Below are 18,338 nucleotides of genomic sequence, written 5' to 3' on the forward strand. Positions count from 1 at the left end.
CGGGTGTCACATCCGGCCCCCGGCCGGTGTCTCCATGCCGAGAGCAAACAACCGCAAGGAGGAATCATGGCTACCAGAATCCCGAAAGCAGAGTTGACCGGCATCTACGGCGCGGTGGTCAAGCGGATGTCCCGCAAGATGCTCGGCGACGTCGCCGAACCGGTCGAGGTGACGTGGCACAACCGGAAAGTGCTGAACTTCAGTTTCACCGTCGGCCGCAAAGCGCAGAAATGGGACCAGTGTGACGAGAACCTGAAGTCGTTCGCCCACATGGCGGTGGCCAGCCTCGTCGGCTGCAGCTTCTGCCTGGACTTCGGCTACTTCCACGCCCACAACGAGGGACTCGATCTGACCAAGGCACGCGAGGTGCCGCGCTGGCGCGAGTCGGACGTGTTCACACCGCTCGAACGCGACGTCATGGAATACGCCGAGGCGATGACCCAGACCCCGCCGACGGTGACCGACGAGATGTCCGCCCGGCTGCTCGAGCAACTCGGTGCACCCGCACTCGTGGAGCTGACCGCTTTCATCGCGGTGGCGAACCTGATGACCCGCACCAACACCGCGTTCGGCATCGAGTCGCAGGGCTTGTCGGCCACCTGTGGTCTCGAGCCGCTCGCCGTACGCTCGACGACATGACCGACGACCCGTTCGTCACCCACCGCAGCCTGCTCTTCACCGTCGCCTACGAGATGCTCGGCTCCGCGGCCGACGCCGAGGACGTGGTCCAGGAGACCTGGCTGCGGTGGGCCGAGGTCGATCGGGCCGAGGTGCACGATCCCCGCGCCTATCTGGTCCGGATCGTCACCCGCCAGGCGTTGAACCGGCTCCGGTCGGTGTCGCGCCGCCGGGAGGAGTACGTCGGGGAATGGCTGCCCGAACCTCTGCTCACGACGCCTGATGTGGCCGACGACGTCGAGCTGGCCGAGAACGTCTCGATCGCGATGCTCACCGTGCTCGAGACCCTCCGTCCGGTCGAGCGGGCGGTGTTCGTGCTGCACGAGGTGTTCGAGACGCCGTACCAGGAGATCGCCGAGGTGGTGGGCAAGACCCCGGCCGCGGTCCGGCAGATCGCGCACCGTGCCCGCGAGCACGTCGGTGCGCGGCGGCCGCGGATGCAGGTCGACCGGGACCAACAGCAGGCGGCGGTCGAGAGGTTCCTCGCCGCCGTCTCGAACGGCGACGTGCAGGCACTGATGGAGGTGCTCGCCCCGGACGTGGTGGTGATCGCCGACGGCGGTGGCATCGCGACGGCGGCACGGAAGCCGATCGTCGGGGCCCGACGGGTGTCGGCGTTCCTGGCCCGCGCCGCGACGTTCCCGGACTTCGTGACCGCGCCGACGTACTACAACGGCATGCCGGGAATCCGGATCGACGTCGGCGGCGAGGCCACCGCGGTGAGCGTGGTGGTCGAGGACGGCCGGATCAGCCGGGTGTACGCAATCCGCAACCCGCACAAGCTGGGCTGGCTGGACAGGCCGGCGGAACTGCGGCGGTGACTACTCGGCGACGATGCGGGCACCGACGGTGTGATCGACCCGCAACGACGGTTCCCAGGGGACGATCGAGTCGACCGCCGCCTGCAGTTCGCTGATCGGGGGAAGATCCTGGGGACCGAGCACCGCCACCGTCGCGGTGTCACCGTGCCAGACGACGTCGGTCACGTGCGCGCCGGGCACATCCGCCAGCCATCGCTCGCCGGCCTCGGCGATCTGCTGTGCCCACAGCGACGACAGGGTGTTCGCGACCATCGGCACCGCCACGACGACCATGCCCAGCGCGAGGGCAAGGTAGGCGCCACCGCGCTTACCGGCGCCCCATCCCGCTTCGGTGGAATACCCGGCGACGACGAGAACGCCTGTGGCGGTGATGACCAACGCCAGGACGTTCGACAGGAACAGGACCAGGGCGCCCATCGCCAGGGACGGCGCACCGGACCCGAGGCAGACCCCCACGACGGCCAGCGGCGGGACGAGGGAGATCGCGATGGCCACCCCCGGCAACACGTCGCCGACATCGCGCCGCGCGACCGCGATCGCCCCGACCAGACCGGTCGCCAACGCGGCCGTCAGATCGGACAGTTTCGGTGACGTCCGTCCGAGGACCTGCGAGTTCGCCAGCACATCAGTGGAATTGGGGAGCAACTGAGCGAACAGTGCACCCACGACGACGACCAGCACCGCTCCGAGCACCACGATCATCAGGCTGTGCCCGATCAGCCGGGCACGACCGGTGGCGATACCCAACCCGACGCCGAGGATCGGCGTCGACAGTGGGGCGACGATCATCGCGCCGATCACCGTCGCGGTGGAGTCGCCCACCACACCGGCGACCGCGATCAGCCCGGCGAGGGTCAACATCGTCCAGAACGCCGACGCCTTGGCGCTCCGGTCGCCGACCGTCAGATCGAGGCGTTCGTCCAATTCGGGCAGAGGACGGCGTTGAGTATCGGGGATCAGCATCCGGATCCGTCTCTCTCCCACGGGCTACTGCTGCGCCGGTGGCCCGAGGAGGACCCCGCATCGCCGGCGCAGCACTGCCGATGACTCATTCCGGTGTGACGATCGCGAAGTGCTTGTCACCCGGATCCAGCACCGCCGCCAGTCGAGTGAGAACCGATGCGTCACCGCTGATCTCGATCCCGGCGTCCGCGAGGCCGTCGGCCGACAGCCCCCCCCAGCGCGAGCGCCGGCAGCGCCCGTCGGGTCGTGGTCAGGATCGCGTCCGCCGAGCCCGGCTGGGGCCGGTTGCTGTAGGTGAGGACGCCGTTGGCGAGCCGCAGCCGGTATCGCTCGTCGACGTCGGTGAGCGCGATGTCGATCGACAGCTTCACGTCCCACGCCCGCGGTCCGTCGATCTGGATGGCCATGGCGTCGAACAGCATGTCCGGGGTCAGCTGGGCGATGACGTCCGGTGCGGCGGTTTCGGTCGGCGTCCCGAACTTTCCCTCGCGAAGCTCGGTGACCGCGGAGAGGTACCAGCTGCGCCAGGTGCCGTTCTCGGCGCCGTAGCCGAGCTGCTCGTAGGTGTCGGCAAGCAGGTCCCGGGCCTTCGCGTGGTCCGGTTGCGCGAAGATCACGTGGTTGACCACCTGCGCCACCCAGCGGTAGTCGCCGGCGGCGAACGACTCACGCGCCTTCGCGACGACCGCGTCCGCGCCGCCCATGAAGTCGACGTAACGCTTCGACTGCTCGACCGGGGTGTGCTCCCACAGGCTCGCCGGGTTGCCGTCGAACCACCCGATGTAGCGCTGGTAGATCGCCTTGACGTTGTGGCTGACCGACCCGTAATAGCCGCGCGCGCTCCACGCGTTCTCGAGGGACGGGGGCAGTTGGAGCTGCTCGGCGATCTCGGGCCCGGTCAAGCCCTTGTTGATCATGCGCAACGTCTGGTCGTGCACATAGGCATAGAGGTCGCGCTGGGTGGACAGGAAGTCCACGACCCGGTCCTTGCCCCACGTGGGCCAGTGGTGGGAGGCGAACACGACCTCGACGTCGTCGCCGAACAGGTCGATGGTCTCGGTCAGGTAGCCGGCCCAGCCGTGCGGGTCTCGGACGACCGCACCGCGCAGCGTCAGCAGGTTGTGGAAGTTGTGCGTGGCGTCCTCGGCCGCGCACAACGCCTTGAAACCGGGGAAGTAGATGAGCATCTCCGACGGCGCCTCCGTATCGGGCGCCATCTGGAAGACCATCCGGACACCGTCGACGGTCTCCTCCTGGCCGGTGGTGGTGACGATGTCCGTCGGCGGGATGAGGGTGACGGTCCCGGTGGAGGTGGTCTGACCCAATCCGGCACCGACCTGGCCCTGCGGCCCGCGAGCGAGCGCGGCGCCGTACATGTAGCCGGCACGGCGACCCATCGCGATGCCCGCGTACACGTTCTCGGAGATGGCGTGTTCGGTGAACCCTTCCGGGGCAAAGATCTTCACCCTGCCGGAGTCGACGTCCTCCTGCGACACGAAACCCCGGACGCCGCCGAAGTGGTCGACGTGGGAATGGGTGTACACGATCGCCTTCACCGGACGGTTGCCACGGTGCTCGCGGTAGAGCTCGAGAGCCGCGCGGCCGGTCTCCTCGGAGAGGAGGGTGTCGACGACGACCACGCCTTCGTCACCCTCGACGAATGTGGTGTTCGACAGGTCCATGCCGCGCACCTGGTAGATACCCGGGACCACTTCGAACAGACCGTCGATCGCGTTGAGCTTGGACTGCCGCCACAGGCTCGGGTTCACGGTGTCCGGAGCGTCGCCCTCGAGAAAGGCGTAGGTGTCGTTGTCCCACAGGACCGTTCCGTCCTCCGCCGTGACCGCGTTCGGTTCGCGGCGGGCGACGAGCCCGCGAGTGGCGTCGTCGAAATCCTGCGTATCGGAGAAGGGAAGGCTCTCAAGCAGCTCCTTCTGCTGGCGAATGATGGACTCGGATGCCGAATTCGATGTCATAGCCATGTCGGCAGTGTGGGACGCCCCGCGCCCGTCCGCCTCACCTGGGATGGGTGAAGAGTAGCTCCCCGATGGGGACAGGTGCGGCGACCGGATTCCCCGCCGGTTCTGCCGACAGACGGGACGGCACCGCGCTGAACCGTTTCCTGGCGCAAGCCGCCATCGGATGTCCGCTGACCGTTCACGGCTCCAATCCGCGGGGCAGCTCGGGCCGCTGACCGGATCGGCATCCGGACGGAACTACCGGCGACGCTCGTCGGTGCCGGCGACCTTGCCGGTGCTGATCGCGAGACGGTTCCAGGTGTTGATCGTCAAGATCAGGGCGAGGACGTGGGCGAGCTCCGCGTCGTCGAACTGCGCCGCGGCCTGCGCGTACACCTCGTCCGGCACGCCGCCGGCGATTCGGGTGACGGCCTCGGTCAGCGCGAGCGCGGCCTGTTCCCGTGCGGAGAAGTAGTGCCTCGCCTCACGCCAGACCGCAATCATGTGCAGGCGCATCTCGTCTTCGCCAGCCTTACGCGCGTCGCTCACATGCATGTAGAGGCAGTAGGCGCAGCCGTTGAGCTGTGACGAACGGATCTGGATCAGCTCGACCAGCGTGGGGTCGAGGCCCTCGCGGGCAGCGGCATCGAAGCCGATCAGCGCCTTGAACGCCTTCGGGGCGGCGGCGGCGAAGGTGACTCGGGGTGCGGTGGTGTTGGTCATGATCACTAATCTAGGGATCAATAGACCACCCGAGAGGTGCATTTCGATGTCGAAATCATGGGTCAATGTTGCCGAACGTCTAGGTTCCGATCTGCATCTGGAACTGTGCGGAACCGGTTCGCGCCGAGCCGCTCTCGGCCGGGCACTGCGCGGGGCGATCCAGGACGGGCGGCTGGCCCCGGGAACCCGACTGCCTCCCTATCGGTCGCTCGCGGCCGACCTCGGCATCGCACGGAACACGGTCGCCGCCACCTACTCCGAACTGGTCGCCGAGGGTTGGCTGACCGCCCGGCAGGGTTCGGGCACCCGGGTCGCCGAGCGCACCGCACCCGTTGCACGACCGCGTGTACCGACGAAGCCGTCCCCCGGCCCCGCCACGCCGGTGCACAACCTCCTGCAGGGGCAGCCGGACACCTCGTCGTTCCCGAGGAGGGCGTGGATGGGGTCGACCCGCCGGGCGCTCACCGCCGCACCCAACAGCGCCTTCGGCCCGGGCGACCCCCAGGGTCGGATCGAGTTGCGAACCGCGCTCGCCGACTATCTCGCCCGCGTCAGGGGAGTGCGCACCGGCCCGGAGTGCATCGTGATCTGCGCGGGCTTCTCCGACGCATTGCGCCTGCTGTTCGGTGGTGGTGTGCTGCGGGGCCCCCTCGCGGTCGAGGCGTACGGCCTGGCCTTCCACCGCGCACTGCTGGCGGCCGACGGTGTCCGGACCGTACCACTCGGGCTCGACGAACATGGCTCCAGAACAACGGAACTGGCGGATCATCGCGCCGTTCGCTCGGTGCTGCTCACCCCGGCTCACCAGTTCCCGCTCGGTGGTCCCCTCGATCCGGCGCGGCGCCACGCGGCGGTCGAATGGGCGCGGGGGCGGGGTGGGGTGGTGATCGAGGACGACTACGACGGCGAGTTCCGGTACGACCGCGAACCGATCGGTGCGGTCCAGGCCCTCGAGCCGGACCACGTCCTCTACGTCGGGTCGGCCAGTAAAAGCCTCTCGACCGCGGTGCGACTGGGCTGGATGGTGCTGCCGGAACGGCTGATCGACCCCGTCCTGGCGGTGAAGGGCCGGCGGGAACGCTGGACCGGCGTGGTCGACCAACTCACGTTCGCCGACCTGATCAGCTCCGGGGCATACGACCGGCACGTCAGGCAGATGCGTCAGCGCTACCGCGACCGCCGCAACCGCCTGGCCGCCGCACTTGCCGAGCACGCACCGCACATCGAACCCGCCGGCATCGCCGCGGGACTGCATGCGGTGCTGCGACTTCCGCCCGGCACCGAAGCCTCGGCGGTGAAGGCCGCCGCGTGGCAGGGCATCGCACTCGACGGTCTCGCGGACTACCGCCATCCCGACGCCGCGCCCGTTTTCGACGGCCTCGTCGTCGGCTACGCGGCGCCGTCGGACCACGCCTTCGCCGCCGCACTGGCCGCACTGTGCCAGATCCTGCCGCCGGCACCGTGAATCCCCGGCCGGATCGTGCGACGTCAGGCGCCTTCGGATACCGCCGAGACACACAGTGCCGCTGCGTGTTCCGTTGTGGTTCAGACCCGGTCGTGTAGGGGCGATGGAGTCTTGGTGGCGCGGTATGCGTCTCCGCTCCGGGTGGGTCGCCAGAGGCGCCAGTGTTTCGCGGACAGCCGGAACGGGAGATGGCCTTGCAGATGACGAGCGCCGGGGGACAGCCGTTCGTCGGCGGGCAGGTTGAGCCACACGGAGAGCGAGGATGCTGCGGTACCGAGGGTGGCGCGTAGGCCGGAGGCGCCCAGACGCCGGCCGTACCCGTCCACGGCGAAGTGGCCGAAGGCGTCGGGCGTGATGTCGGAGTAGGGGGCGCCGGTGTCCGGGTCGACGAGGCGCACGGGCGTGCTGCAGGTCAGCGCGGCCAGGGACCGTCCGTGGGTCGTGACCTCGGGACCGACGTCGATGAGCGCCTCGAGCGCGTGGCTGACGAATTCGGGTGGGACGTTCCATTCCGTGTGGGTTTGCGCGCGGTAGCGGGGACCGCCGAAGCACTCGGTGGCGAGCGCTACCGCCCGCGCGGTCGGCGCGGGCGGTCCGCCCGCAGAGATCTCGAACGCCCACGCTGCCGGCGACACCGGTTCGGTGCAGGCGCCGACGAAGCTCTGGAGGCGCTGGAATGCCTCGTCGGGGCGCTTGGCGCGAAGCGAGTGCGCACCGCCCGCCGCCGCGGGCAGTCCGTCGTAGGTCACCACGTGTGGGGACGTGATGTCCGGTGTCCGCGCCATGCGCCCATCGTAGGTGTCCGATTTCTGGAGCCCCTGACCGTGCTCGTTGCGGCCGAGGGAGTCTTGAACCATGGTGGAACAGCGATCGCTCGAGGAACGCACACGGAGAGGCATGGACCTGATGGATCCGATTGAGCTGCTCAGGGACGAGATCGCCGAGAGCGGTCTGTTGACAGCACCATTCGCCGACGACGGAATCGTCATCGGCGCTGCGAGAGTGCCTGCCGCCGGAACGGACGTCACTGTGAACGTCGATCCCGAACTCGAGGACAGGTCGGGCCTGGACACCGGCGTGCTCCTTGCTGCCGTCGAACGAGTGCTGACGATCGCGCCCGCGCGATGGGATCAGGTCGTCGACTCCGTCGCCAACGAGATCGAGGACGCGGTCGGCGATCAGAGCGTGATCGAAGCAACCGACTTGCGCGACGACCTGACCCTCAGATCCGTCGCGGTGCTCCACGACGCGGTCCTGCTCTCCTTCATCGCGCCGAAGCAGTTCCCCGACAGCTGGATCCGGACCCAGCTCGACGAGGATCTCGACGTCGACGACGTTGTCGTCGAGGAGATGGACGAGAACTACGAGGTCGTCGAGTTCGAGTCGCTCGACGACCTCATGGACCACCTGAGTTCGGCCGAAGACCGCTAGACTAGTACTGCAACGGCACTTGCTTGACAGGTGGTCGATACTTGTTGAGTGGTTGTCGATATGGTTGCTGCGGAGCTGGATACGTTGCATGAGCGGGTGTCTGGCCGGTTTGCGCGGGCGGAGCCACGCAGCCGGGTGCGTGAGTATGTCTCGGGTTTGGTTGCGGGTCTGGAACGGAAGAACGGGTGGACGCTGGCCGAGCGCGCCGGTGAGGTGAGCCCGGACGGGATGCAGCGGCTGTTGCGGCGGGCGGACTGGGACGTCGACGGGGTCCGTGATGATGTCCGTGATTACGCGGTCGAGCGCCTCGGCGACCGCTCGGGGGTGTTGATCGTCGACGACACCGGTTTCCTGAAGAAGGGCACCCGCTCGGCCGGGGTGCAGCGCCAGTACTCGGGCACCGCGGGCCGGGTGGAGAACTGCCAGATCGGGGTGTTCCTCGCCTACGCCTCGAGTGCCGGCCACTCGTTGATCGACCGGGAGCTCTACCTACCCGAATCCTGGACTTGCGATCGGGCCCGGTGCCGCGCCGCGGGAATCGACGACGAGGTGGAGTTCGCGACCAAACCCACACTGGCGCAGCACATGATCGAACGAGCACTTCACGCGCAGGTTCCGTTCTCCTGGGTCACCGCCGACGAGGCGTACGGTCAGGTGAAGTACCTGCGGGCCTGGCTCGAGGAACGGGACGTGTCGTATGTGCTGGCCACCCGGCGCAACGACGACGTGTTCACCACCGACGGCCGCACCGGCCGCGCCGATCACCTGATCGAGGAGGTCCCCGCGAAGCAATGGCGCCGTATCTCCGCCGGCAACGGCGCCCACGGGCCGCGCGAGTATTCCTGGGCGCGGGTCCCGATCCGGATCACCCGGGCGCCCGGGCGTGGGCACTGGCTCCTCGCACGCCGGTCCCTCTCCGATCCGACCCAGATCGCGTACTACATCTGTGCCGGGCCGCGCCGCACCACGCTCACTGAACTCGCCGCCGTCGCCGGGTCCCGGTGGCGGGTCGAGGAATGCTTCCAACAAGCCAAAAACGAGGCCGGCCTCGACCAGTACCAGGTTCGCACCTACCGCGCCTGGTACGCCCACACCACCCTGTCGATGCTCGCCCTCGCTTGGCTTGCCGGCACGAAAACCGAAGCAGCAAAAGGGGAACCGGAACACACGATCAGGGCATGATCGCGTATACGGTACCCGAGATCCGCCGCCTGCTCGTGCATCTAATCCTCCGACACGCCCACCCCGATGGCCACGTCTGGTCCTGGTCACGCTGGCGACGACGCCGACAACACCAGGCCCGCACCTGCCACTACCGAACCCGCGGACACCCGCTATAAGTGCCGTTGCAGTACTAGTCCTCTCAGCGGTCTGTATCTGGCTGAGATCCCTCACGAAATAGGAGACACGCCCTCGTCGCCCTCGCCGTCGAGGCGGGCCTCGAGTTCCGCGATCTCCGCGCGAACGGCCTCGATGACCTCGGGGTCGTCTTCCCAGAGCTCACGGAACTCCGACTCCGGCTCGATCATCTCGGTGAGCAGCTCGACCCCCCGTTCGAGGTGACCGTCGAGGCGCTCGAGATCGCCGGGCCACACCATGCTGTGCCCGAGCACAGCGAGCAGGTAGCACGCGGCGCGCACCCGATCGTAATCGTCGTCGTGTTCGAGGGCATCGCCGATGCGTGCATCGATGTCGATGCCAACGAAGACGTCTCCGAACCAGTCGGCCGCCGCATCGTTGTGCCACGGCGCGCTTCCCCATGCTCCCACGCGTTTCGCCCTTCGTCTCGCCCGGCGGATCCGGCCCGCGTGTCACATCCTATTGTTTCTTGTGCACGGGCCCAGTCTGGCCGCGTAATCGGTTGGCATCCCGCCGTCGCCGAACTCCACGCCCTCGCGCTCGAGCCGCTTCCGAGCTGCCTGGTGCACCACCCCGCGGCGGCGCGGATCGGGCTCGAGCAGCCCGACCACTGTGCTCCGCGTGGCGTTCGGATGCTCGGCAACCGCGATCCGCACGCTCCAGAACCGGTCGGCGGCGAAGCGCTCGAGCACCGCCGCGCTCGCGTCGGGGTTCAGCGCCGCTCTGCCGCGAGATCACTCACACATACAGGAGACGCGCCCTAGCCGGCTCCGCACACGGTCGCCGGCTACGACCCGTCCGGCGTCGTCGCCCAGGACGGGCGCCAGGTCGCCTCCGGAAGCGGCGCCAGGCTTCCGAAGTGGTCGATGATCTTCCGCAGCCCGGGATGCGGATTCGACCTCGGGAGGATGAGCGAGAGTGGGTACGCGAGTGTCGGATTCACGATCGGTATGCGGCGTAGGTCGTGGTTCGTCGGCCAGATGTACCGGTCGCGTGACCCGACAAGAGTGGCCACGTCGGCGGAGTCCGCGAGGGTGTCCAAGAGTACCTCGTCGCCGAAGTGCGGGCCGGCGGCGTCGATGCTGAGGTCGAATTCGGTGACGAGCTGGTCGTAGAACACCGCCCATTCGGTGCGCGGCGCGATACCCGGTACCCAGATCCGATGCCGGTGCAGCTGCGGTGGCGTCAGTCTTCGTGCGGCAGCGAGAGGATGCCTCGGGCCGACGAGGAGTTCCAGCGGGGAGTCGAACGCGTGGATCATCTGCACATCGCGCGGCAACGTTGCGGGATCGGTGACCGAGCGGAACGAGGCGTCGATCTCGCCGGCTTCGACGGCGGCCACCGCCACGCGGGGGTCGTTGACCTTGAGGGTCACCACGTCGAGATCGACGTCAGGATGCGACCGCCAATAGTCGTGCAGGATGACTGCCTGCGCGGATCGCAGGCCGAGGACGTCGATCCGAAGGGCCCGCGAGCCCGGCCTGACCGCGGCGACGGCGCGCTCGACCCCCGTGACGATGCTTCGTGCATGCGGGAGGAACGCCTGTCCGTCGAGTGTCAGCTCGACCCCGCGGGCGGTACGCGTGAACAGCCGGACCTCCAGCTCCCGCTCCAGGGCCGCAATCCGTTTCGAGACGGCCTGTTGCGTCACGCCCAGCTCGTTGGCCGCGTGTTGCAGCTGTCCGAGCTCGGCCGCCCGGACGAACGATCGCACTGCCTCGGTATCCATCGGCCCAGCGTAAGCATGTCCAACCGATGGTTGTGGCGCGCCGGAGAACCAGTTGTTTGATCCAGCACCGACAGGGCTGATGTGATCCGGCAGACCAAAGCATCAGTTGTTGCGAAGGAGTCGCATGCGCGTGCAATCGGGGCGCAGCTTCGGCTGGCTGTGGGCGTCCTACGCCGTCAGCACATACGGCACGTGGATCGCGTTCGGAGCGTTCCCGCTCATCGCGGTGCAAGTGCTGCACTCGCCGGCATTCGCCGTCTCGCTCCTCGAGGCGGCCGGGCTCACCGTCGCGGCGATCGTGGCCGTCCCGCTCGGGCCGTGGGTCGAACACCGGGCCAAACGGCCGGTGATGATCGCGACGGACCTGGCCCGGTTCCTCGCGATGGCGAGCGTTCCGGTCGCGTACTTCCTCGGCCTACTGACCTACGGCCAACTGCTGGTCGTCTCGGTCGTCTCCGGCACCTCGAGCATCGTCTTCACCGCCGCCTCCGGCGCGTACCTCAAACACCTCGTCCACAGAGATCAACTTCTTGTGGCGAACGGAAGATTCGAAGGCACGAGCTGGGTAGCGACCGCGGCAGGGCCACCCCTCGGCGGAGCGCTCGTCGGGCTTCTCGGCCCGGTCGTCACCGTCGCCGCCGACGCCCTCAGCTTTCTGCTGTCGGCCCTCGGGATCCTCCGTATCCGCGGCGACGACGTCGCGGCCCCCCGCACCGCGGCCACCGGATTGCGCGCCACCGACCTCCTGGACGGCTGGCGGTTCATCCTCCACGACCGCGCGCTGCGGCGCCTGTTCCTCAACTCGATCCTGGTCAGCGGCCTGATCATGGCCACCGTCCCACTCCTGGCCGTCCTCCTGCTGGGCGAATACCACTTCCCGGCCTGGCAATACGGTCTCGCCTTCGGCGTCCCGGCACTCGGCGGGTTCGTGGGTGCCCGCCTTTCCGCGCGCCTCGTCGCCCGCTACGGCCGGCACCGGGTCATGATCGTCTCCGGCTGGTTGCGCTCGATCTTCCCGCTCGGCCTCGCCGCCGTCCAACCCGGCATCGCCGGACTCCTCACGGTGATCGTCGTCGAGGGCCTGCTGATCACCTGCATGGGCATCTTCAACCCCGTCAGCGCGACAGAACGCCTGCAGCGCACCCCCGCCGGTCACGCCGCTCGGGTCCTCACCGCCTGGAGTGTCAGCAGCAAACTCCTCCAGGCCTCCCTGATGGCGATCTGGGGCGTCCTCGCGACACTCACCAACCCGCTCGCGGCGATCACCATGTCCGGCGTTCTCCTGCTCGCGACCCCGCTCCTGCTGCCCACAAGGGCACACATGACCGAACCCGAACCCGAACCCGAGGCCGCCGCGCCGGCCGAAGACGTCCGGGCCGCATGACTCACCCTTCCGACGTCGGTGTGTCCGTCCCACTCGTGCCGTGGTTGCGCGCTTCGATGGCCTCGACGGACTTCTTCAACTGCTTCCCCAGGACGCGGGAACCGAAGGCGCCGAGCACGACCGCGAGAAGCCGCCCTCGCAGATTCTTGCCGTCGCGGACCACGACCACGTCCACGTCGGTCTCACCGGTGGGCTCCTGAGTGAGGGTGTACACGTGGCCCGAGGCCCCACCCCACAGGTTGGAGTCCGTCGTCGTCATCACGACACGATGGGGATCGGTCCAGTCGTAGTGCAGGCGTTCCCAGATGCCGCTCGAACCCTCGGTGACGTCGGCATCGTGCGGGCCTTCGCTGTGCACCTCGAGGTAGTTGTCGGCGCTGTTTCCGAACAGTTCACCGCGGCCCGGCCCGAAATCGGTGAGACCGGCAAGGAACTCCTCCGGCGTCGCGGCGGTCTTCTCGTGGAGATGGATCGTTGTCATGGCGCATCCCTCGACACTCGGGTGATCCGCTCCGGTCCCGGAGACCGGGGCGGTGATCTATCCAGCACACCACTCGCGCGGACGTCACGGAAGAGGACTGGTCGGAACCCCGGGACGGGCCGGGCTCCGAGCGACGCTCCCGAGCACACGGGCCGACACCGTTCCCACAACTGCGGCATACTCGGAACTGGCGGCTGAACGGCGGCCGCAAATGGGAGAACGATGGCACAGCCGGCAATTCTCAGCGTCGACGACGATCCGAGCGTCTCCCGCGCCATTGTCCGGGATCTGCGCCGCCGCTACGGCGAGAAGTATCGGATCATCCGGGCAGAGTCCGGCGCCGAGGCCCTGGCCGCGCTCAAGGAGATCAAGCTGCGCGGCGACCCGGTCGCGGTCCTGCTGGCCGACTACCGGATGCCGGGTATGAGCGGTATCGAGTTCCTCGAACAGGGCATGGACCTGTACCCGGCGGCGAGGCGGGTGCTGCTCACCGCCTATGCCGACACCGATGCGGCGATCGACGCGATCAACGTCGTCGATCTCGACCATTACCTGCTCAAGCCGTGGGATCCGCCCGAGGAAAAGCTGTACCCGGTACTCGACGCCCTGCTCGACGCCTGGGTGACGTCCGACCGCAAGCCGGTGACCGAGACCAAGGTGGTCGGGTACCGGTGGTCGGCGCGGTCCTCGGAGGTGCGCGAGTTCCTGGCCCGTAACCAGCTCCCGTACCGGTGGTACATGTCCGATGAACCGGAGGGTGAGCGCCTGCTCGAGGCCGCGGGCGCCGACGGTATGCGGCTGCCGGTGGTGATCACCTCCGACGGTCAGGCGCTGGTGGAGCCGACCGATTCGGAGCTGGCGCACCACGTCGGACTCGCCACCGTCCCCGCGTCGGACTTCTACGACCTCGTCGTCATCGGCGGTGGGCCGGCCGGGCTCGGTGCGGCGGTGTACGGGGCGTCGGAGGGCCTGCGCACCGTGTTGATCGAGCGCACCGCCACCGGCGGGCAGGCCGGGCAGAGTTCGCGGATCGAGAACTATCTCGGCTTCCCGGACGGACTGTCCGGCGCCCAGCTGGCCGACCGGGCGCGCAGGCAGGCCGCCAAGTTCGGCGCCGAGGTGATCACCACCCGTGACGTCGTCGCGCTGGAGGTGAACGGGTCTGCGCGCACCGTCCGGTTCGCCGACGGGGCCACGCTGGACGCACACACCGTCATCCTCGCGACGGGGGTGTCGTATCGGCAGCTGTCGGCACCCGGGCTGAACGAGTTCACCGGCCGCGGTGTGTACTACGGCTCGGCGGTGACGGAGGCCGCGCGCTGCAGCGACCAGGACGTGTACGTGGTCGGCGGAGCGAACTCCGCGGGGCAGGCGGCGGTCTACCTCGCCCGGGGCGCCCGGTCGGTGACCATCCTGGTGCGTTCGGGCTCGCTGGACGACTCCATGTCGCACTACCTGATCCAGCAGATCCGACAGCATCCGAGGATCACGGTCCGGACGTGCTCGGAAGTGGTCGGCGCAGAAGGCGACGACCACCTGGAGCGGATCACTCTGCGCGACAACACCACTGGCCGCACCGAATCTGTCGACGCGCAGTGGCTCTTCCTGTTCATCGGGGCCGCGCCGCGCACGGACTGGCTCGACGGCGTCGTGGTGCGCGACGCGGACGGATACGTCGTCTCCGGACCGGACCTGGTGGTCGACGGCAAACGGCCGCGCGGCTGGGAACTCGAGCGCCTGCCGCACCAGTTGGAGACCAACGTGCCCGGGGTCTTCGCGGCGGGGGACGTGCGCTCCGACTCCGCGAAACGGGTGGCGTCGGCAGTGGGAGAGGGAGCTATGGCAGTGATGCTCGTCCATCGATACCTGGCCAAGCCGTGAACGCCGGGCCGGCGTGCACGCCGGAGGAACTGCGGACGCTCTTCCTCTTCGAGAAGCTCGACGACGATCAACTCGAGCAGCTGTGCCGCGCCGGGCGCATCGAGGTGATCGAGCCGGGCCCGGTGTACCGCGAGGGCGCCCCGGCGACCTGCTTCTATGTGCTCATCGAGGGGGAGGTGGTGCTCACGAAACTGTCCGGCGGCCAGGACGTGGAGATGGTGCGAACCTCGCACCGCGGCGCGTATTCGGGCGCGTGGACCGCCTACATGGGCGACCGGGTGCCGCAGGTCTACGGCACGTCGATGACCGTGCCCGAGCGCTCCACCTTCTTCGTCCTGGACGCCGACGATTTCGCCCGTTTCATGGCGGAATGGTTCCCGATGGCGCTTCATCTGCTCGAGGGGCTGTTCTTCGGCAACCAGAGCTCCCGCGAGATCATCGCCCAGCGTGAGCGACTGCTCGCCCTGGGCTCCCTGTCCGCCGGGCTGACGCACGAGCTGAACAACCCGGCAGCGGCCGCGGTCCGGGCGACGGCGTCGCTCCGAGACCGGGTCGCCGGCATGCGACACAAGCTGGGAATCATCGCCTCCGGGGCCTACGAGCCGGCAACCCTCAACGCGCTCATCAGAATTCAGGAAGAGGCGGTGGACCTGGTCGCCAAGGCTCCGGTGCTGAGCCCACTCGAGGAATCGGACCGCGAGGACGCGCTCGGCGGGTGGCTGGAGGATCACGGCATCGCCGGCGGCTGGAATCTCGCGCCGAGCTTCGTGCAGGCCGGGCTCGACGTCGCCTGGCTCGAGCGGGTCGCCGCGGAGGTCGAGCCGTCGATCCTCGGCGGCGCAGTCAACTGGCTGAACTACACCATCGAGTCCGAGTTGCTGATGGACGAGATCGCGGACTCCACCGCCCGGATCACCGCCCTCGTCGGCGCAGCGAAGCAGTACTCACAGATGGACCGAGCCCCGTTTCAAGTCTCGGATGTACACGAATTGCTCGACAGCACACTGGTCATGCTCAGCCGGAAGATCGGCGGCGGCAGCGGCATCGAAGTGGTCAAGAGCTACGACCGCGCCCTGCCGCCCGTTCCTGCGTACGCTGCCGAACTCAACCAGGTCTGGACCAATCTCATCGACAACGCCGTCAGTGCCATGGACGGCCGCGGCACCCTCACCATCCGCACCTACCGGGACGGCGACTGCCTGGCCGTGGCAATCGGAGACACCGGCCCGGGCATCCCCGAGGATATCCGCGGCCGCATCTTCGAGCCGTTCTTCACGACGAAACCGGTCGGTGAGGGCACCGGGCTCGGACTCGACATCTCGTGGCGGATCGTCGACAAACATCGGGGCGACATCCGCGTGGAATCACAGCCGGGGCATACCGAATTCGTGGTCCGCCTTCCGCTGGCCGGTCCGGAGGGAGATCACGATGGATGATCTCGTCGGACTCGAGGCTCCGCCGCGGTAGGCGTCCGGCGTCAACCCATCTCGGCGTGCCGGTAGCACCAACGCCACGCCTCGCCCGGCTCGTGCGATCGCATGACGGGGTGTCCCGTCTGCTCGAAATGCGCAGTCGCGTGCCGGTGGGGGCTCGAGTCGCAGCATCCGACGTGCCCGCAGGTGAGGCAGAGCCGCAGGTGCGCCCAGTTCTGTTCGCCGAGCGCCTCGCATTCCTCACAGAGGCCGGGCGTGCGCGGCTCCGGGTCCGGTCCGGTGGCCGCCGCGAGTTCGTCGCAGGGTCCGGCCGCAGCCGGACCCGGGGATCCGACACCAATGTGGTCAGCCGCGCGTCGGAGAACTCTCTTCATCACCTCCCATCCTGCATGCTGCAGGGTGGGATATCTACACCCGACCGCAGGAGGACGCCGTGAACGTGGCCCTGCTCGCCGTCGCGGTGGCGGCGCTGCTCACCGCCGCCGTCGCACGACGCCTGAACTGGTCGGCGCCGCTGTTGCTGGTCCCGGTCGGACTGGCCGGGTCGCAGATCCCCGGACTCCCCGACACTGCGTTCGACCCCGATCTCGTGTTGTTCGCGGTACTGCCGCCGCTGCTCTACTCGGCCGCACTCGACAGTTCCTCGCTTGCGCTGCGCCGCAATGCGCGCGCGATCGGGCTGCTCGCAATCGGGCTGCCGCTCGCCACCACCGCCGTTGTCGGGGTGGTCGCGTACCTCACCATTCCCCAGTTTCCCCTCGCCGCCGCGCTGGTGCTCGGGGCGGTCGTCGCGCCGCCGGATGCGGTGTCCGCCAGCGCGATCGGACGACGCCTCGGCCTACCCCGCCGGATCATGACCCTGCTCGGCGGCGAGAGCCTGCTCAACGACGCGACCGCGCTCACCGCCTACCGTGTCGCGCTCGCCGCAGCGGTCGGCACCGGCGTGACCCTGCTGGAGGGGGCGCGCACCTTCCTCGGTGCCGCGATCGGCGGCACGCTGATCGGCCTCGGGGTAGGGATCGTCGTCGCCGCGATCCGGTCCCGGCTCGCGGATCCGGTGATGGAGAGCGCGATCGGGCTACTCGTCCCCTTCGTCGCATACCTGGCGGCCGAGCAGGTGCACAGCTCCGGGGTGATCGCGGTCGTAGTCGCCGGCCTGTATCTGGGCCAGCGGTCGACCCGCGCCGGCTACGCGACCCGCTTGCAGGACACCGCGGTGTGGAAGGCCGTCGACGTCGTCCTCGAATCGTTCGTCTTCCTACTGATCGGGCTGCAGTTGCCGAGCGTGGTGCAGGGACTCCACGGCCGCAGTGTGGCCGAAGTCGTCGGCGCCTCCCTTGCCGTGCTCGTCGCGGTGATCGCCGTCCGGTTGCTGTGGGTCTACCCCGCGACCTACCTCCCCCGGCTGCTGTCCGCGCGGATCCGCGAGCGGGAGCCGGCGCCGCCTCCCCGAGGGGTGTTCGTGGTCGCATGGTCCGGCATGCGCGGTGTGGTCTCGCTGGCCGCGGCGTTCGCGATCCCGCTGACCGTCAATTCGGGAGGCCCCTTCCCTGGACGCGACATGATCCTGTTCATCACCTTCGCTGTCGTGGTCGGCACCCTGCTCCTGCACGGCTTGACCCTGCCGTGGCTGATCACCCGGTGGGGAGTCGACAACGAAGAAGAACGCCGCAAGGACGCGCTGGCACTGGCCGCCGCGCAGGACAAGGCAGCACGCGCCGCAACGGAGGTTCTCGACAGCCTGGTCGCGAACGCCGACGGGGACCCCGCCGCCGTCCGCGAGCGGGCCGCGGAGATCCTGCGCACCTGGAGCGAGCACCGCGCCCACGCCGCGTGGGAACGGCTCGGGCGCAGCGAGGCCGAGTTGGGGGAGAGCCCGTCCGCCGCGTTCCGCGCGCTGCGCCTGCAGATGCTCGAGACCGAGCGGAACGTCTTCCTCGCAGAGCGCGACAGCGGACGAATAGACGACGAGGTACTGCGACAGGTGCTGCGCGAACTCGACCTCGAGGAGGCAACCCTCAACCGGGAGTGA

At 68.6% G+C, this 18,338-nt stretch carries 17 protein-coding genes and 1 pseudogene; 9 read left to right on the top strand and 9 right to left on the bottom strand.

Going from position 1 to position 18,338, the window contains the following annotated elements:
- Positions 1-66 precede the first annotated feature (66 nt).
- Together HUN07_RS25585 and HUN07_RS25590 are read left to right on the top strand one after the other, a co-directional pair.
- On the top strand, positions 67-639 hold the full coding sequence (locus HUN07_RS25585; RefSeq protein ID WP_174914011.1) for a carboxymuconolactone decarboxylase family protein: 573 nt from the start codon (positions 67-69) through the stop codon (positions 637-639).
- Complete coding sequence (locus tag HUN07_RS25590) at positions 636-1,499, top strand: RNA polymerase sigma-70 factor (protein WP_174914013.1); 864 nt, start codon at positions 636-638, stop codon at positions 1,497-1,499. Before HUN07_RS25585 ends, HUN07_RS25590 begins: the two co-directional genes overlap by 4 nt.
- Here the strand turns inward: HUN07_RS25590 and HUN07_RS25595 are convergent, their stop codons facing one another.
- The 3 genes and pseudogenes from HUN07_RS25595 to HUN07_RS25605 all read right to left on the bottom strand — a co-directional run bounded on the left by HUN07_RS25595 (position 1,500) and on the right by HUN07_RS25605 (position 5,143).
- Positions 1,500-2,462 (bottom strand): DUF389 domain-containing protein, encoded by a 963-nt coding sequence (locus tag HUN07_RS25595; RefSeq protein WP_174915019.1) that lies wholly within the window; start codon positions 2,460-2,462, stop codon positions 1,500-1,502.
- An 85-nt stretch (positions 2,463-2,547) separates the two neighbouring features.
- Positions 2,548-4,438 (bottom strand): annotated as a pseudogene (locus HUN07_RS25600) (alkyl/aryl-sulfatase).
- 240 nt (positions 4,439-4,678) lie between these two features.
- The gene (locus HUN07_RS25605; RefSeq protein ID WP_174914015.1) at positions 4,679-5,143 is read right to left on the bottom strand and encodes a carboxymuconolactone decarboxylase family protein; all 465 of its coding nucleotides are present in this window, start codon (positions 5,141-5,143) and stop codon (positions 4,679-4,681) included.
- A 46-nt stretch (positions 5,144-5,189) separates the two neighbouring features.
- Between HUN07_RS25605 and pdxR the strand changes: the two genes are divergently transcribed.
- Positions 5,190-6,608, top strand: a complete 1,419-nt coding sequence (pdxR, locus tag HUN07_RS25610) for a MocR-like pyridoxine biosynthesis transcription factor PdxR (RefSeq protein ID WP_174914017.1) — start codon at positions 5,190-5,192, stop codon at positions 6,606-6,608.
- Between the two features lie 80 nt (positions 6,609-6,688).
- Here the strand turns inward: pdxR and HUN07_RS25615 are convergent, their stop codons facing one another.
- Positions 6,689-7,393, bottom strand: coding sequence for a hypothetical protein (locus HUN07_RS25615; protein WP_174914019.1), 705 nt, complete (start codon positions 7,391-7,393; stop codon positions 6,689-6,691).
- Between the two features lie 121 nt (positions 7,394-7,514).
- Here HUN07_RS25615 and HUN07_RS25620 point away from each other — a divergent pair, with 121 nt between their 5' ends.
- A complete protein-coding gene (locus HUN07_RS25620; RefSeq protein ID WP_174914020.1) occupies positions 7,515-8,039 on the top strand; it encodes a cytochrome C5 in 525 nt (174 codons plus the stop codon).
- 48 nt (positions 8,040-8,087) lie between these two features.
- Positions 8,088-9,221: an IS701 family transposase gene (locus tag HUN07_RS25625; RefSeq protein WP_174914022.1), complete on the top strand. Its 1,134-nt coding sequence runs from the start codon at positions 8,088-8,090 to the stop codon at positions 9,219-9,221.
- A gap of 209 nt (positions 9,222-9,430) precedes the next feature.
- Here the strand turns inward: HUN07_RS25625 and HUN07_RS25630 are convergent, their stop codons facing one another.
- The 3 genes from HUN07_RS25630 to HUN07_RS25640 all read right to left on the bottom strand — a co-directional run bounded on the left by HUN07_RS25630 (position 9,431) and on the right by HUN07_RS25640 (position 11,127).
- Positions 9,431-9,808, bottom strand: coding sequence for a hypothetical protein (locus tag HUN07_RS25630; RefSeq protein WP_174914024.1), 378 nt, complete (start codon positions 9,806-9,808; stop codon positions 9,431-9,433).
- A 42-nt stretch (positions 9,809-9,850) separates the two neighbouring features.
- Positions 9,851-10,090: a hypothetical protein gene (locus HUN07_RS25635; RefSeq protein WP_174914026.1), complete on the bottom strand. Its 240-nt coding sequence runs from the start codon at positions 10,088-10,090 to the stop codon at positions 9,851-9,853.
- Positions 10,091-10,185: 95 nt separating this feature from the next.
- The gene (locus HUN07_RS25640) at positions 10,186-11,127 is read right to left on the bottom strand and encodes a LysR family transcriptional regulator (RefSeq protein WP_174914028.1); all 942 of its coding nucleotides are present in this window, start codon (positions 11,125-11,127) and stop codon (positions 10,186-10,188) included.
- Positions 11,128-11,251: 124 nt separating this feature from the next.
- Between HUN07_RS25640 and HUN07_RS25645 the strand changes: the two genes are divergently transcribed.
- A complete protein-coding gene (locus HUN07_RS25645; RefSeq protein ID WP_114724381.1) occupies positions 11,252-12,511 on the top strand; it encodes an MFS transporter in 1,260 nt (419 codons plus the stop codon).
- A gap of 1 nt (position 12,512) precedes the next feature.
- On the opposite strand, the gene HUN07_RS25650 is transcribed toward HUN07_RS25645, so the two are convergent.
- Positions 12,513-12,992, bottom strand: coding sequence for a hypothetical protein (locus tag HUN07_RS25650; protein ID WP_174914029.1), 480 nt, complete (start codon positions 12,990-12,992; stop codon positions 12,513-12,515).
- A gap of 222 nt (positions 12,993-13,214) precedes the next feature.
- Between HUN07_RS25650 and HUN07_RS25655 the strand changes: the two genes are divergently transcribed.
- Positions 13,215-14,873 carry an FAD-dependent oxidoreductase gene (locus HUN07_RS25655; RefSeq protein WP_174914031.1) on the top strand — a complete coding sequence of 553 codons (1,659 nt, stop codon included), beginning with the start codon at positions 13,215-13,217 and terminating at the stop codon, positions 14,871-14,873.
- On the top strand, positions 14,870-16,309 hold the full coding sequence (locus tag HUN07_RS25660) for an ATP-binding protein (protein ID WP_174914033.1): 1,440 nt from the start codon (positions 14,870-14,872) through the stop codon (positions 16,307-16,309). Before HUN07_RS25655 ends, HUN07_RS25660 begins: the two co-directional genes overlap by 4 nt.
- 41 nt (positions 16,310-16,350) lie before the next feature.
- On the opposite strand, the gene HUN07_RS25665 is transcribed toward HUN07_RS25660, so the two are convergent.
- Positions 16,351-16,680 (bottom strand): UBP-type zinc finger domain-containing protein, encoded by a 330-nt coding sequence (locus tag HUN07_RS25665; protein ID WP_174914035.1) that lies wholly within the window; start codon positions 16,678-16,680, stop codon positions 16,351-16,353.
- 59 nt (positions 16,681-16,739) lie between these two features.
- Between HUN07_RS25665 and HUN07_RS25670 the strand changes: the two genes are divergently transcribed.
- Entirely contained in the window at positions 16,740-18,338 is a 1,599-nt protein-coding gene (locus HUN07_RS25670) for a Na+/H+ antiporter (RefSeq protein ID WP_174914037.1), read from the top strand.

It is taken from the genome of Rhodococcus sp. W8901 (assembly GCF_013348805.1).
Classification (GTDB): domain Bacteria; phylum Actinomycetota; class Actinomycetes; order Mycobacteriales; family Mycobacteriaceae; genus Prescottella.